General features: G+C 72.5%; 11 protein-coding genes. 6 read left to right on the top strand and 5 right to left on the bottom strand.

All coding sequences use genetic code 11. The features are described 5' to 3' along the window. Window positions 1-3: 3 nt before the first annotated feature. On the bottom strand, window positions 4-1,947 hold the full coding sequence (gene sepH, locus ACGFIS_RS18195) for a septation protein SepH (RefSeq protein WP_392971824.1): 1,944 nt from the start codon (window positions 1,945-1,947) through the stop codon (window positions 4-6). 420 nt (window positions 1,948-2,367) lie between these two features. Between sepH and ACGFIS_RS18190 the strand changes: the two genes are divergently transcribed. After that, window positions 2,368-3,309, top strand: coding sequence for a hypothetical protein (locus ACGFIS_RS18190; protein ID WP_392899080.1), 942 nt, complete (start codon window positions 2,368-2,370; stop codon window positions 3,307-3,309). Between the two features lies 1 nt (window position 3,310). Here ACGFIS_RS18190 and ACGFIS_RS18185 read toward each other — a convergent pair whose 3' ends face one another. After that, the gene (locus ACGFIS_RS18185; protein WP_392899078.1) at window positions 3,311-4,621 is read right to left on the bottom strand and encodes a D-arabinono-1,4-lactone oxidase; all 1,311 of its coding nucleotides are present in this window, start codon (window positions 4,619-4,621) and stop codon (window positions 3,311-3,313) included. A gap of 271 nt (window positions 4,622-4,892) precedes the next feature. Between ACGFIS_RS18185 and ACGFIS_RS18180 the strand changes: the two genes are divergently transcribed. From ACGFIS_RS18180 to ACGFIS_RS18170, 3 genes are read left to right on the top strand one after another with little or no spacing between them, the layout of a single operon-like run. After that, window positions 4,893-6,257 (top strand): lytic transglycosylase domain-containing protein, encoded by a 1,365-nt coding sequence (locus ACGFIS_RS18180; RefSeq protein WP_392899076.1) that lies wholly within the window; start codon window positions 4,893-4,895, stop codon window positions 6,255-6,257. Window positions 6,258-6,269: 12 nt separating this feature from the next. Next, window positions 6,270-7,184: a ferrochelatase gene (locus ACGFIS_RS18175; protein WP_392899073.1), complete on the top strand. Its 915-nt coding sequence runs from the start codon at window positions 6,270-6,272 to the stop codon at window positions 7,182-7,184. Next, window positions 7,181-7,990, top strand: a complete 810-nt coding sequence (locus tag ACGFIS_RS18170) for an inositol monophosphatase family protein (protein WP_392899071.1) — start codon at window positions 7,181-7,183, stop codon at window positions 7,988-7,990. The genes ACGFIS_RS18175 and ACGFIS_RS18170 overlap by 4 nt, the downstream gene beginning before the upstream one ends. A gap of 91 nt (window positions 7,991-8,081) precedes the next feature. Here ACGFIS_RS18170 and ACGFIS_RS18165 read toward each other — a convergent pair whose 3' ends face one another. Beyond that, window positions 8,082-8,258 (bottom strand): hypothetical protein, encoded by a 177-nt coding sequence (locus ACGFIS_RS18165; protein ID WP_392899068.1) that lies wholly within the window; start codon window positions 8,256-8,258, stop codon window positions 8,082-8,084. A 207-nt stretch (window positions 8,259-8,465) separates the two neighbouring features. Here ACGFIS_RS18165 and ACGFIS_RS18160 point away from each other — a divergent pair, with 207 nt between their 5' ends. Together ACGFIS_RS18160 and ACGFIS_RS18155 are read left to right on the top strand one after the other, a co-directional pair. Beyond that, window positions 8,466-9,119 (top strand): response regulator transcription factor, encoded by a 654-nt coding sequence (locus ACGFIS_RS18160; RefSeq protein ID WP_392899065.1) that lies wholly within the window; start codon window positions 8,466-8,468, stop codon window positions 9,117-9,119. Beyond that, complete coding sequence (locus ACGFIS_RS18155; RefSeq protein WP_392899062.1) at window positions 9,116-10,522, top strand: sensor histidine kinase; 1,407 nt, start codon at window positions 9,116-9,118, stop codon at window positions 10,520-10,522. The genes ACGFIS_RS18160 and ACGFIS_RS18155 overlap by 4 nt, the downstream gene beginning before the upstream one ends. A gap of 21 nt (window positions 10,523-10,543) precedes the next feature. On the opposite strand, the gene ACGFIS_RS18150 is transcribed toward ACGFIS_RS18155, so the two are convergent. Beyond that, the gene (locus ACGFIS_RS18150) at window positions 10,544-13,372 is read right to left on the bottom strand and encodes an ABC transporter substrate-binding protein (RefSeq protein ID WP_392899059.1); all 2,829 of its coding nucleotides are present in this window, start codon (window positions 13,370-13,372) and stop codon (window positions 10,544-10,546) included. Further along, on the bottom strand, window positions 13,369-15,030 hold the full coding sequence (locus ACGFIS_RS18145; RefSeq protein ID WP_392899056.1) for a serine/threonine-protein kinase: 1,662 nt from the start codon (window positions 15,028-15,030) through the stop codon (window positions 13,369-13,371). The genes ACGFIS_RS18150 and ACGFIS_RS18145 overlap by 4 nt, the downstream gene beginning before the upstream one ends. Window positions 15,031-15,039 lie beyond the last annotated feature (9 nt).

Raw genomic sequence — 15,039 nt, 5'->3', positions numbered from 1 at the left:
GCCCTATTCGGGGCGGCGGGCACCGAACATGATCTCGTCCCAGGACGGCACGGAGGCGCGCTTGCCCTTGGCCTTGCGGCGCCGCGCGGGCCGCTGCGCCGCCGGTTCACCGCTCGCGGCGGCCGCCGGTGCCCCGGTGGCCGGCTTGTCCTGCGCGGCGGCGGCGGGCATCGTCGGACGGCTCGCCGGCTTCTTCTTCGGCGGCGTCCGCGAGGTCTGCCGCTGCGCCGGCGTCTTCTTCTCCGGCGCGGACTTCCCGTTTTCGGCGGGCTCGGCCTCGGGAGCCTCGGGTTCGCGTTGCCGCGCGGCCACTTCGGGCTCCTGCGGCTCGACGTCCCCGCCCGTACCGGCCGGCGGCTCCTCCCGGCTCTCCTGTTCCACGGTCTCGGCGTGCCGGGCCGTTCGGGGGGCGGTCGGCTCTTCCTCCCGCACCTGGACGGCCTCGCGGGTGCGAACCGCGTCTCGCCCGGCATCCGACTCCCGCGACTCAACGCCGGCCTCAACGGACTCGCCGGTCTCGGCGGCTGCGCGGCGCCGGTCGACCTCCCGCTCCTGGGCGGCCTCGCGTGGCCGGCTCGTCTCGCGCTGCTGGGCTGCTTCGCGCGGCCGGGCGGGCTCGTGCTCCCTGGACGTGTCGCCGGGCCTAGGCGTCTCGCGCTCTTGGGACGACACGTCCCCGGGACGGTCCGTCTCGGCTGTGTCCCCCGCCTGAAAGGCTTCGCCGTCGGTTTCGCGCGGCTCCTCTGATTGGAGTGTCGCGTCGTGCCGGCTCGTTTCGGGTGTGCCGGTGGCTTCGCGTGATTCGCCGGTTTCGTGTGACGGGGCCGCCGCGCCGTCTCGCGGCATGTCAGCGGAGTCGTCGGCCTCATGCGCGTGAGCGGTTTCCTGCATGCGCGCTTCGCCGCGGCCGGTGGTGCGCGGCTCGACCGCCTCCGACACCTGGGCGGTCTCAACCGGCCGGGGTGCCTCGCGCGTGCGGGTCGGCTCGCGTCCGCCCGCGGGTTCGTGGGCGGCGACGGCCTCGGCGGGCCGGCGTTCCTCGCGCGGGTCGCGGGACGGGGCCGCGGTGCGGCCGCCCTGGGCCTCGCGGCCGAGGGCGGCCTCGCGGGGCTCTTCGGGACGGGCGGCCTCGCGCAGGGGAGTGGTCTCGCCCGCTTCACGGAAGGCGGGACGGGGTTCGGCCCGGCGGCCGTGCTCGGCGAAGTACTCGCGGGGCTCGGCGGCGCGGAACGGCGCGGGGCCGCCGGGCTGCTCGGGCTCGGCGGGCAGGCCGCGGGCGGCCGGGTCGCGGTCGCTGGAGACGACCTTCATGGCGGGACGGCGCGGGACGAGCGGGGTGACGGTGTCGGACAGCGCGTCGTCATCGTCGTCCCATTCGACGGCGGTGAGGCGGGCGGCGATCTCGTCCAGCGGGGAGACGTTCCGGCGGCGCGGATCGAAGGTCCACTCGGCGGCGTGGGGGCGGCCGCTGTCGAAGAAGGACAGGCGGACCCGCCAGGTGTTGTCCTCGCATTTCCAGGAGTCCCACTCGACCTCGTCGAGGTCGACGCCGCCGCGGCCGAGGCGTTCCTCGACGGTCTCGCCGAGCGGCGGGCCGGGAGTGGACTCGCCCGGACGCCGGACGGTGACGCGCTGCGCCTGCTGGGCCATGTACTCGCGTTCCTGCAGGACCGGACCCTCGAACCAGCGGACGCGTTCGACGGGGATTCCCGCCGACTCGGCGATCTCTTCGGCGGTCTCGCCCGAACGGATGCGGGCCTGGATCTCCTTGGGGCGCAAGGGACTCTCCACTTCGATCTCGAACTGGCCGAGGCGGGAGAAGTGTCCACGGACCGCCGCGCGGAGCCGGTCGTCGACGGGCAGGGTGAACCGGGTGCCTCGGCCCGCGGTGGCCAGGACGAGGTACGTACCGTCCTCGCTGACCGCGACGAGGCGCAGCTCCTGCATGCGTGTCCTTCCTGCCCTGTCCTGATGGCACGGAGGACGCCGGACCGCGCGACCGTGCTCTCACCGGTCGGCCGTCCGATGCCCACCGAGGGCGCATGCGTGCCCTTCCCCCGGGTTCCCGAGTCTCTCTTTCGGACACACCTGCTGCCAGCACCGTACCCGGCATGTCCGAACATCGCCGCTCTCGAAGCCCCCTTCACGAGGTCGAAGAGGGCACCTGACCAAGCTTGCCGGTGACTCGCCCGGCCGGGGGTCGCCCTGCCCGATCCTTGTGCATCTTTTTCCACACCGTGCCTGGCGGTCCCTCGCGGCTCCACCGTCCGGGCGTTGTGAGCGTCACGTTCAGGGAAGGAACACCGGATTGTCCTGATTAGTTTGATTTTCGGGATCTATGGGCGACGAACAGGGGTGAGGCGGGTCATGCCGCGCAAGCTGCCGAATGTCAGCACGACGCAGCTCGTCGCCAGCGCGGTGGCGACGGCGGCCGCGGCGTTCGGGGCGTCGACCCTCGGGGTGTACGGGACGATCATCGGTGCGGCGCTGATGAGCGTGATCTCGACGGCGGGGTCGGCGGTCGGCCAGCACTATCTCGACCAGGGCCGCAGCCAGTTCAAAGAACTGACGCACATGCAGGCGGCGGCGCGCCGGCGGGAGATGGCGGCGGGCGCCGCGGAGGAGGCGACGAGCGCCGACCCGACCCGGACGGTGGTGTGGTCCGGTGATCCGAACGCCACCATGTTCGAGCCTCCGGGCGGCGGAGACCCGAACGCGACGCGGTTCGACGGGCCGTTCGGGGGAGACCCCAACGCGACGCGCATGGATCCCGTGGAGACGGTCGCCGGCTCGCTCGCCGAGGATGCGGGCGAGGACGCGGTGCGGCAGGTCGTCCGGCGGTCGGCGTGGAAGAGCACGGTCGAGTGGGCCAGGGCGCACTGGGCGAAGCTGGCGCTCTCGTCGGCGGCGGTCTTCGCGATCGTGATCGGGGGGATCACGATCTACGAGGCGGCCACCGGGACGCCCATCGGAAGCGGCAACGGGGGCCTGACCGTCACGAACGTGCTGGGCGGCGGTGGCGGGCAGCCCGAGGAGGCTCCGTCGCAGAACCCGTCCGGCCGTCCCACGGAACCCGGCGCCACTCCCGGCGAGACCCCGACGGGCGACGCGCCGACCACGGAACCGAGCACGCCGCAGGAGGCGCCGACGGGGCAACCGACCGGGCAGCCCACGCAGGAGCCCACGGACGGGCCCACCACTTCGGTGCCGACGGCTCCGGAGACGCCCGCACCGACCGAGGCGCCGCAGGACGGCGGGCAGGAGCAGGGAGCCACCGACCCGCAGGGGCGGACCGCGCCCGCCGAGTGAGTCAGTCGCCGAAGACCTGCTTCGTGTACGGATTGGCGAAGCGGCGGTCCGGGTCGAGTTCGTCCCGCAGGGCACGGAAGTCTCCGAACCTCGGGTAGACCTTCTCCAGGTACGCGGCGTCGCGGGTGTGGAGCTTGCCCCAGTGGGGACGGCCGCCGAGCGTGGTCAGGAGTTCCTCGACGCCCCGGAAGTACTCTTCGTGCGGGTCGCGGTGGTAGACGTGGACGGCGATGAAGGCGCTCCGCCGTCCGTGGGCCATCGACAGCCAGGCGTCCTCCTGGGGGAGGAGGCGTACCTCGATGGGGAAGCTGATCCGCCAGTCCCTCCTGGCGAACAGGGAACGGAGTTCACGCAACGCGGGGACGAGCTCCTCCCGCGGGATCGCGTACTCCTGCTCCTTGAAGCGGACCGTGCGCGGGCTGGTGAAGACCCTGTACGAGGTGTCGCTGTAGGTGCGGGCGCCGAGTGCCCTGGCGGAGATGGCGTTCACGAACGGTGTCACCGCGGGCGCCCGGTGCGTGATCCTGTTGATGGCCCCGAAGACCGTGTTGGACAGGAACTGGTCGTCCAGCCAGTGCTTGAACTTGGACAGCGGCTCGGCCGGGCCTTCGGCGCGGTTGTTGCGCTTGGTCAGGCAGCCTTCGGTGTGCGGGAACCAGTAGAACTCGAAGTGCTCGTTGGCGGAGTCGAACTCGTCCACGCGCGCGAGGACCTCGTCCCATTTCATCGGCTCTTCCTGTGCCCGCAGGAGGAACGACGGGACGGTCCGCCAGGTGATGGCGGTGACGATGCCGAGCGCGCCCAGACCCGCCCGGGCCGCGTCGAACAGGTCGGGACGTTCTTCGCGCGAGCAGGTGACGATGGTGCCGTCGGCGAGGACGAGTTCCAACGCGGCGACCTGGGAGACGAGTCCGGCGGCGTCGCGGCCGGTGCCGTGGGTGGCCGTCTGGAGGGCGCCGGCGACGGTCTGCTGCTGGATGTCGCCCATGTTGGCCAGCGCGAGGCCGTGGTCGTCCAGGACGCGGTTGAGTTCGTGTAGCGGGAGCCCCGCCTCAACGGTGACGAGCCCCGTCGCGGTGTCGACCGAGCGGACCGCGGTGAGCGCCGTGGGGCGGAGCATGACGCCTTCGGCGACCGCCGCGCCCGTGAAGGAATGGCCTGTGCCGGTCATGCGGACCGTGAGGCCGTCGCCGGCGGCCGACCGTACGGCCGCGGCCACCTCGCCGGGGGTGCGCGGCGTCGCGACGCGATGTGGTGTGGCCTGCTGGTTTCCCGCCCAGTTCTGCCACTTCTGGTTGCTTACGGGGGACATGCGGCGACTCTACTCGGCATTCGATTATGAGGAAAGTTCATGTTTAGGGGCGGCCGCGACCCGCCGGAACGATGCCCCCTCGACGGGGTACCCGGCTGAGGGAGGCCCAGGTCACGATCACGGATCGGGCGATAACGTACGATCCGGTAACCGCGGGCATGGGCCGGGACGAGGTGGTTCCGGCCGGCCATGGTCAGCCCCATGATCGCGTTACATGGGGGAAAGAAGTGAAATTGGGTAACCGTCCGTAGCGACACTCGTTGGGAATGTTGTGGCTCCTCCATCAGCACCGCGCACCGGCTCCATAGCGAACGCGGCCGCCAAGAAGGCGCCCTCGAAGGCATCCGGCTCCGGGGAACGGCCCCCCGGCGATGCCGGCACGGACGGCGGGGCGGCGAACGGCGGCGGCGGTGCGGTGAACGGCGGCGCGGCGCCCGCGGGCCGCCCGCGCAGGCCGAAGCCGGAGAAGAAGCAGCGGACCCCCCAGCAGAAGTACGTGCGTACGCACAGCCGCGGCAGAGCGCTGCCGCTGGTCATCACCGGCATCGCCGTCCTGGCGGTCGCCACCGCCTCCGGCGGCGTGTACACGGCGCTGACCACGCAGGACGCGGAGCCCGCCGCGTCGGACTCGACGCAGGCCGTCCCGCCGAGCGTGCCACCGGGCGATCCGATCAACGTGGCCCAGGGCGGTCAGGTCGCGCCGCTGCAGCGCGTCGTACCGCCGGACGTGCTCGCGGTCGGCGGCACCTCGATCCCCGCCGCCAAGATCAAGAAGATCGCGAAGCTGGGCAAGGTCAGGGACGTGACGGCGGTCGCGGGCGGCGCCGTCCAGCTCCAGGGCCGCCAGGTGAACGCGTTCGCCGTGGACCCGTCGACGTTCCGCTCCTGGACGCCGCCCGGGACGGCCACGAAGACCGAGCTGTGGGCGGCGCTGGCCGGCGACCGGTTCGTGGTGTCCCCGGCCGCCGCCGAGCAGCTCCAGCTCGCCAGGGGGACGCAGTACCCGGTCGTGGGCCGGACGATGCCCACCCTGACGATGGGCGGCTCCGGACCGCTCGGCCTGCCCGGCATCGACATGCTCGTCAGCAAGAAGTCCGGGACCGACATGGGCCTCGTCCCGAACGTGGCGGTCCTGGTCAACGCGCCGGGCGTGGACCCGGCCAAGGTCGTCAAGGCCGTGGCCAAGGTGCTGGGCCCCGGCACGGACGTGCTCAACCTGCACGAGGCCGAGTACCAGAGCTCGGCGGACGGCGGCCGCCCGACCAGCTACATGGACCTGTACAAGCAGGCCGCCGCCACCTGCCCGGGACTCTCCTGGACGGTCCTCGCCGCGATCGGGCAGGTCGAGAGCAGCCATGGACGCAACGTCGGCCCGTCCAGCGCGGGAGCGCTCGGGCCGATGCAGTTCATGCCCGCGACGTGGAAGGCGTACGGCGTGGACGGCGACCGGGACGGCAAGGCCGACATCATGAACCCCTACGACGCCATCCCGGGCGCGGCCAAGTACCTGTGCGCCAACGGTGCGGGCAAGGGCGGAAAGCAGCTGTACCGGGCGGTCTGGCACTACAACCACGCAGACTGGTACGTCCAGAAAGTGCTCAACCTGGCCAAGGCCTACGCGGCGCGCTACAGCTGATTGGATGGAGGCATGACGTCGTACGACGCGTTGCTTCTGCTGTCCTTCGGCGGGCCGGAAGGGCCCGAGGACGTGATCCCGTTCCTGGAGAACGTCACCCGTGGCCGCGGCATCCCGCGGGAGCGCCTGGAAGAGGTGGGGGAGCACTACCACCTGTTCGGCGGGGTCAGCCCGATCAATCGGCTGTGCCGGGAGCTCAAGGCGGCGATCGAGGCCGACTTCGCCGCCCATGGAGTGGACCTGCCGGTCTACTGGGGCAACCGGAACTGGACCCCCTACCTCGCCGACACGGTCCGGCAGATGAAGGCCGACGGGATCCGGCGTGCGGCCGCGTTCGTCACGTCCGCCTACAGCGGCTACTCCACCAACGACCAGTACCTCGACGACATCGCGCGCGCGCGTGAAGAGGTCGAGGACGCCCCCGAGATCGACAAGCTGGCCGTCTACTGCGACAGGCCCGAGTTCATCGATCCGTTCGCGGACGCGGCGAAGGACGCGCTGAGCCGTCTCCCAGAAGGCGCGCGCCTGGTCTTCACCGCGCACAGCGTGCCGCTGTCCCAGCCCAACCGCGAGCTGTACGTCGCGGAGCTGGAGCAGGCCACGCGGGCGGTCGCGCAGAAGGCGGCCCCTGAGACGCCGTGGGATCTCGTCTACCAGAGCCGGAGCGGCCCTCCCGCCCAGCCATGGCTGGAGCCTCAGATCACCGACCATCTGAGCACGCTGCACGGCGAAGGGGTCCGCGCCGTCGCGGTCGTCCCGATCGGGTTCGTCTCCGACCACATGGAGGTCAAGTTCGACCTCGACGTGGAGGCCGCCGACCTCGCCGCCGAACTCGGGATCGCGTTCGCGCGGGCCGCCACGCCCGGGACCGACCCGCGGTTCGCCACGCTGCCCCGCAGGCTTCTGCGGGACGGGGAGCACGGATGAGCCTGGCCGCGGAACTGCTGGAACTGGCCGTCGCGACCGCGCGGGAGGCCGGCCGGATGCTGGTCGACAAGCGCCCGGCGGACGGCCCCGACGTCGTCCAGACCAAGTCGTCCCCGACCGACGTCGTCACCCAGATGGACCGCGCCGCCGAGCAGCTGATCATCGAGCGGATCCGGGCGGCCCGCCCCGGCGACGGGTTCCTCGGCGAGGAGGGCGGCACGCACGCCGGCGACAGCGGGGTCCGCTGGGTGATCGACCCGATCGACGGCACAGTGAACTACCTCTACGACCTGCCCGACTGGGCGGTCAGCATCGCCGCCGAGGTGGACGGCACGGCGGTCGCCGGCGTCGTGGAGATGCCGCGCCGCGGCGAGTCCTGCACGGCGGTGCGCGGCGAGGGCGCCCTCCTGCACACCGCGTCCGGCACCCGTGAACTCCGCGTGAACTCCCAGGTGCCGATCAACCGGGCGCTCGTGGCCACGGGATTCGGGTACGCGGCGGGGCGGCGGGCCCAGCAGGCGCGGGTCCTCACCGGTGTGCTGCCCGCCATCCGCGACATCCGGCGCGGAGGCTCGTGCTGTGTGGACCTGTGCGCGCTGGCCGCGGGACGCGTCGACGCCTACTACGAACGCGGCGTCCAGGCGTGGGACATCGCGGCGGGCGGGCTGATCGTCCGGGAGGCGGGCGGACGCGTCGAGGGCCTGCACGGGGCGCCCGCGGGCCCGGAGCTGGCCGTGGCGGCGGGACCGGGCACGTTCGAGGCCCTGCACGACCTCCTGGCGCCGCTGGACCCGCTGACCGACTGACCGCGGGCCGTCGAACGAACAACGGAACGGGAACGGGAACGGGGAGCCCGGGACGGGAGTGGCCCGGGCTCCCCGCAACGGTCGTGCGTCTTCAGTCGCAGCGGGGTGGCTCGACGCCGATGTCGTTGTTCGCTGCGATCCGGCGCAGGTCGTTGATCTCCTCCTGGCGAATGTCCGCCAGGTAGGTGTCTCCATCTGCGTGGGCGCTCCGCAGCGACGCGTACGCGTCGTCGAGCCGCTGCTGGATCATACGTGACAACTCGCCCATGGGCCTCCTCCCGGATCGTGCCCTTCTGTACCCAGGCCTAGGCTGAAGGTAAACCTGTCCGCGGATGCAATTTTCGCGGATTGTTGCGTCCGCTGGGGCGTGGGTCGGCGGACACCGGGAGAACAGGTGCTTACGGGCGTCTTACGACCCCCGTGGCATATCTGGAGCGCGGGCGCGGGCGTGCGCCCCGACCAGGAGGGGGACCCTGTGCGTGTTCTAGTCGTCGAGGACGAGCGGGTGCTCGCCGACGCGATCGCCACCGGCCTGCGCAGGGAGACGCTGGCCGTGGACGTGGCCTACGACGGCGCGGGCGCGCTGGAGCGGGCCGGCGTCAACGACTACGACATCATCGTCCTGGACCGCGACCTGCCCAAGGTCCACGGCGACGAGGTCTGCAAGCAGCTGGTCGCGCAGCGCTACCCGGCGCGGATCATCATGCTGACCGCGGCGGGCGAGCTGGACGACCGGGTCGAGGGCCTGTCCATCGGCGCGGACGACTACCTGGCCAAGCCGTTCGCGTTCGCCGAGCTGATCGCCCGGGTGCGCGCCCTCGGCCGCCGCGCCGCCGCGCCCTTGCCACCGGTGCTGGAACGCGCCGGGATCACGCTCGATCCGGCCCGCCGCGAGGTCGCCCGGGACGGCCGCCCCGTCGAGCTGACCCGCAAGGAGTTCGCGGTCCTGGAGGTGCTGCTCAGCGCGGACGGCGCCGTCGTCAGCTCCGAGCAGCTCCTGGAGAAGGCGTGGGACGAGCACATCGACCCGTTCACCAACGTCGTCCGGGTGACGATGATGACGCTGCGCAAGAAGCTCGGCGACCCCCCGGTGATCGAGACCGTGCCCGGCGTGGGGTACCGGCTGTGAACGCCGGGCCCGCACCCCGGAACGGCCCGGACGGCCCGGACGAGCCGTCCGCCCGCTCGAACGCGGACGCGAACGTGGACTCCGGAGAGTCCGGGCCCGGCGACACCCGGCCGTCCGCCGCGCACCCGCCGCCGCACGAGGAGGGGGCGGAGGCGACGCAGCCGACGGCGGTCCCCGGCGGCCGGCGCGGCGGCCCGTGGCGGCGTCCGGGGCCGCAGCAGGTGCCGCAGCCGCCCCCTGCCGCCAGGGGCATGGGCATGTGGCGCGCCGACGGCGCCGGCTCGTTCGCCGACCTGAAGGCGCTGCCCGGCCGCATGAGCGTCCGCCTGCGCCTCACCCTGCTGTACGGGCTCCTGTTCTTCATGGCCGGTGCGCTGCTGCTGTTCGTGATGTCGGTGCTGATGGCCAACATCCTCGGCAACGTCCAGGTGATCGGATTCGGCATCTCCGAGAGCGAGGCCGCCGAACTGAAGCGCCAGTTCGTCGAGCAGACGATGAAGCAGCTGGTGGGCCGGTCCCTGCTCGCGCTCGGCGGGGTGGGGGTCATCACCCTGGTGCTCGGCTGGTTCGTCGCCGACCGGGCGCTCAGCCCGCTGCAGCGGGTCACCACCACGGCCCGCCGGCTGTCGGAGAGCACGCTGCACGAGCGGATCGCGCTCGAAGGCCCCGACGACGAGATCAAGGAGCTGGCCGACACCTTCGACGCGATGCTGGAGCGGCTCGGGCACGCGTTCGACTCGCAGCGGCGGTTCGTCGCGAACGCCTCGCACGAACTGCGCACCCCCCTCGCGATCAACCGGACGCTGCTGGAGGTGGCGCTCGGCGACCCGGAGGTCTCCGACGACCTGCGCACCGTCGGGCGGACGCTGCTGGCCACCAACGCCCGGCACGAGCGGCTTATCGAGGGCCTGCTTCTGCTGGCCCGCAGCGAACGCGAGCTGACCACCCGCACCCCGGTCGACCTGGCGGAGGTGGCGGCGACGGTGCTGGAGCATTCGGCGCGCCGCGACCGCGACAACGACGTGTCCGTCCACCCCGAGCTGACGTCCGGGAAGGCGCTGGGCGACCCGGTGCTGCTGGAGCATCTGGTGTCGAACCTCGTCGAGAACGCGGTCAAGCACAACGAGGAGGACGGCGGCGAGCTGTGGATCCGCACCGGCATCCTCGAGGGGTACCCCACCGTGCAGGTCGAGAACACCGGCCCGGCCGTCCCCGCCTACGAGGTGGAGCGGCTGTTCGAGCCGTTCCGGCGGCTGAACGCCGACCGGGTCGAGTCGTCCAAGGGCGCCGGACTCGGGCTGTCGATCGTCCGGTCGGTGGTGCTGGCGCACCGCGGCGCGGTCTACGCGGCGCCCCGCCCCGGCGGCGGCCTGATCGTCACCGTCCGCCTCCCGCCGGGCTGACCGGCCCGCCCCGGCCGATTCCTACTTGAACGCGGCGGTGGCCACGGTCGGGTCGCCGTCGTAGTCCATCTTCAGGCCGGCGTACTTGTCGCTCTTCACGATGGCCGCGTGGCCGTCGTTGACGAGGGGGATGAGGGCCAGGTCGTCCAGCGCCAGCTTCTCGGCCTGCTTGAACAGGGTGGCCCGGCCGTCGGAGGCCGGGTTCCGGAGGGCGTTGGAGATCAGGCCGTCGAACTGCCCGTTCTTCCAGCCCGAGAGGTTGTAGTTCGAGTTCTCGCTGGTGGCGACGAGATCGCCGCCGAGGAGCGGCCAGAGCATCGAGTAGGCGCCCGGATAGTCGGGGCCGTAGGCGAAGACCGCCAGCCCGGAGGCGTCGTCCGAGGCGAGGGTGTCACGGTACTGGGTGAACTCGGTGAGCGGGGTCGGCTTCATCTCGACCTTCCAGCCGAGCGTCGCCTGCAGCTCGTTCCGCACCGCCTCGGCGAGGGTCCGGTAGATCGGCGACACCCGGTAGTACAGGTTGATCTCCGTGCCCGGCCCGAGCTTCGCCTGCTCCGCGAGCGTCTTGGCTTTCGCCGGGTCCGGCCTGTCGCAGGACGGGCAGGCCCCGGGCCCGCCGAAGCCGGGGACCGCCGCCGGGACGATGCCGTGGGCGGGCTTGAGGACGCCGCCGAGCATGTCGCTGAGCTTCACGCGGTTGATGGCGTAGGAGACGGCCTCCCGGGCCTGCTTGGACTGCATCGGCCCCCGGGCGGTGATCGGGACGAGCATCCGCGTGAACGGGCCGGGACGGGTGACCATGTCGTTCCTGGGGGCCGAGGACAGGTCGCCGGGCTCGACGGGATACCAGTCGACCTCGCCGGCGGCGTAGGCCGCGCGTCCCTTGGCCGCGTCGTCGCCCAGGACGAGCTCGACGCCGTCGAACCTGGTCTTGCCGAACGCCCAGGTGTCGTTGCGCACGAGCGAGGCGCTCGCGTCCTCCCTGTAGTCCTCGAGAATGAAGGGCCCGTTCCCGATGGGACGCGTGTTGTAGGCCTCGTTCTCGGCGTTCCCGGCCGACTCGGGGACGGGCATGAAGGCCGGCTCGGACAGCCGGGCGCCGAAGTCGCAGTTGGGGGAGGTGAGCGTGACGTTGAGGAGGGTGCCGGACACCGCCTTGACCCCGGACAGTGCGTCGGCCTTGCCGCCCGCGACGTCGAGGAAGCCCTCGATGTCGTTCATCAGGTAGGCGGCGCTGCCGGACTTCGTCGCGGCGCTGCGCGTCCATCCGCGGGCGAACGCCTGCGCGTCGACGGGTGTGCCGTCGCTGAAGGTCGTCCCGTCCCTGATGGCGATCTTCCATTGCCGGCACGTCGCGTCCGGTGTGATGCCGGTGGCGAGGCGGTTGCGCACGGTGCCGTCCGCGTTGAGTTCGGTCAGGCCGGTGAACAGCTGCTTGACCAGCAACCGCCCGGTACCGCCGTAGACGTGCGACGGGTCGATCTCCCCGCCCGCGGTGCCGGGCGACGTGGCCGCCATCCGGAACGTGCCGCCGGTGCGGCCCGTCGTGCCCGGCGGCTCGGGCTCGTCCTCACGGCCGAGCTGGACCGCGATCACGGTGCCGACCAGTACCAGGGCGACCAGCGCGGCGCCGCCCACGCTCGCCAGGACGCCGATGCCGGGCCTGCCGCCGTTCCCCGGCGGCTTGGCGGGGGCGGCGCCCGGAGCCGGGAAGGACGGCCCGGACGGCCAGGTCGGGCCGCCGTGCACGCCGCCCTGCGGTGCCGGTGCCGGTGGTGACCACGGTGTCCCAGGCGGCGGGGGACCGGGCATCGGCATGCCGGGAGGGGCCTGAGGAGCCTGCGCCTGTGGCGTGTGCTGCTGAGGGGTGTGGGGCGGTGGCGTGTGGGGCTGCGGCGTTCGCGGGTGGGTTTGCGGTGGCGCCGGCTGGACGCGCAGTCGCGCCGACCCGGTGGCCGCCGTGGCCGCGCCTTGCGTGAGCATCACGGCGTTCTCGCCGTTCTCCGCGTCCTGGCGGACGCCCGGCTGGGGCAGGCTCCCCGCGAGGTCCAGCAGGCGCGCCAGGACGTGCTGGGACGCGGGACGGAGCGCCGGGTCCTTGCTGAGGCAGTTCGCCACGATCTCGCGCAGCGGCTCGTGCAGGTCTCCGAGTTCGGGGGGCAGGTTGAGGATGCGGTGCATGACCGCGGGGATGGAGTCCTGCCCGAACGCCGGGCGCCCGTTGGCCGCGTAGACCATCGTGGCGCCCCAGGCGAACACGTCGGCCGCCGGTCCGACCTGCGCCCCGGAGATCTGCTCGGGCGCCATGTAGGCGGGAGTGCCGACGGCCGTGCTCGACATCGTGCCCGTCGCGTCCAGCGCCCGTGCGATCCCGAAGTCGATCACCCGCGGGCCGTCCGGCGCGAGAAGCACGTTGCCGGGCTTGAAGTCGCGGTGCACGACGCCCGCCTGGTGGATGGCGGCCAGCGCCGTCATCGTCCCGATCGCCAGCCGGTCCAGGTCGGTGCCGCGCCGCGCGCCGTCGGCCGACAGCACCGTCGACAGCGGCGGACCCTCGATGTACTCGCTGACGATGTACGGGCGGTCGCCTTCGACGTCGGAGTCCAGGACGCGGGCCGTGCAGAACGCCGACACCCGCTTGGCCACCGCGACCTCCGCCGCGAACCGGGACCTGGCCCTCGGGTCGCCGCTGAACCGCGCGTGCAGCAGCTTCACGGCGACCCGGTGGCCCGGCTCGTCCTCCCCGAGGTAGACGGCGCCCTGACCGCCCTCCCCGAGGAGGCCGGTCAGGCGGTAGGCGCCGAGCTGGGGCGGATCACCCTCGCGAAGCGGAGTGACCGCCGCCGTCACTTGCTCACGGTCCCGTAGGCGTCGGGCGACGGTGAGGACCGGGTCTGCCGCCACTCCCAGCGCATGGAGTCACTGGATCCGGACGGGACGAACGTGACGTAACCGGGCGCGCACTTGCTCGGATCCATCCCCGCCATCGGGGTCTCCCGGTACTCGACCTTGCCGCCCTCCCCGTCGTCGGACAGCAGCGACAGCCTGGTGTAGCAGTTGTCCTGTGCCCCGGACGGGTACTCGTACCGCGCGGTGCCGCTGGTGCGCAGGAGCGCGAACCGGACCTCGAACTTCGTGTGCCCCGCCCCGGCGCCCGGCTGGTTCCCGTCGCCCGCGAACACGCCGAGGAGCCCGCCGTCGGCGGTGGACGTCGACGTCGGCCGCTCGCTCGGCGTGTACGTGCTGGGCGCCACGTACGGGTCCGGGTCCTCGTCGCCGTCGGCGGCGATGACGACGAACGCGATGACCGCGATGAACGAGATCAGCGCCAGCACACCGCAGCCGATCGCGATGATCGGCCCCGCGGAGCTGGACTGCTTCGGCGGCCGGTACCCCGGACCCGGCGGGACGGGCTGCTGCATCGGCATCCGCGGCTGGGTCTGCGGCGGAGGCGGCGGCATCGCCCCGCCCTGGTACATCGGCATCGGCGGCGGCGTGATGGGCTGCGGCGGCGGTGTCGACGGGCCGGGCGGGCCCTGGTGCATCGGCATCGGCGGCGGCGTGATCTGCGGCTGCGGCCGCGCCTGCGGCGCCGGCGGCACCGGAGGCGGCGGCGGAAGCTGTGAGGCGATCCGGGTGCCCTGGTTGAGCAGGTCCTGGCCGCCTCCCTGGCCCGCCGGCGCGGCGCCGACGTGCCCGAGCAGGTTCAGCAGCAGTTGAGCCGCCGGCGGGCGCAGGCCCGCGTCCTTGGACAGGCACTGCCCGATCAGGTCGCGCAGCGGGCCCGCGGGCAGCGCCGACAGGTCCGGTTCCTCGTTGAGGATCCGGTTGATGATGACCGGCAGCGTGTCGGCCTCGAACGGCGACTGCCCGGTGGCGGAGAACACCATCGTGGCGGCCCAGGCGAAGATGTCCACGGCCGGGGTGAGCGGCGCGCCGGTGAGCTGCTCGGGCGCCAGGTAGCCGGGGGTGCCGACCACCATCCCGGTGGCGGTCACCGCGCTCTCCTGCGAGTTGACCGTCCGCGCGATGCCGAAGTCGACGACGCGCGGGCCGTCCGCGGCCAGCATGACGTTGTTCGGCTTGAAGTCGCGGTGCACGATGCCGGCCTCGTGGATGGCCGCGAGCGCGGTCACCGTGCCGATCGCGAGGCGCTCCAGCTCGGCGGCGCTCCGCGGCCCGTCGTGGGCGACCACGTCGTGCAGAGACGGCCCGTCGATGAACTCGCTGACGACGTACGGCTGGTCGCCGTGGACGTCGGCCTCGTAGACGCGGGCCGTGCAGAAGGGCTCGACCTTCTGCGCCGCACTCACCTCACGGGTGAACCGGGCACGCGCCGCCGGATCGTTCGCCATCTGCGCGTGCAGCAGCTTGACCGCGACGTACTCACCTCCCGGCGCCTTGCCGAGGAAGACGGCGCCCTGACCCCCGGCACCCAGTCTTCCGACGACCTCGTACTGTCCCAGTGCCCTAGGATCGCCCGGCTCCAGCGGAGCGGCATCCGGCATCTGACCCTC

Source organism: Spirillospora sp. NPDC048824 (genome assembly GCF_043198455.1).
Lineage (GTDB): Bacteria > Actinomycetota > Actinomycetes > Streptosporangiales > Streptosporangiaceae > Spirillospora.
The sequence above is the reverse complement of the archived record's forward strand: the minus strand, read 5'-3'. Positions and strand labels throughout refer to the sequence as shown.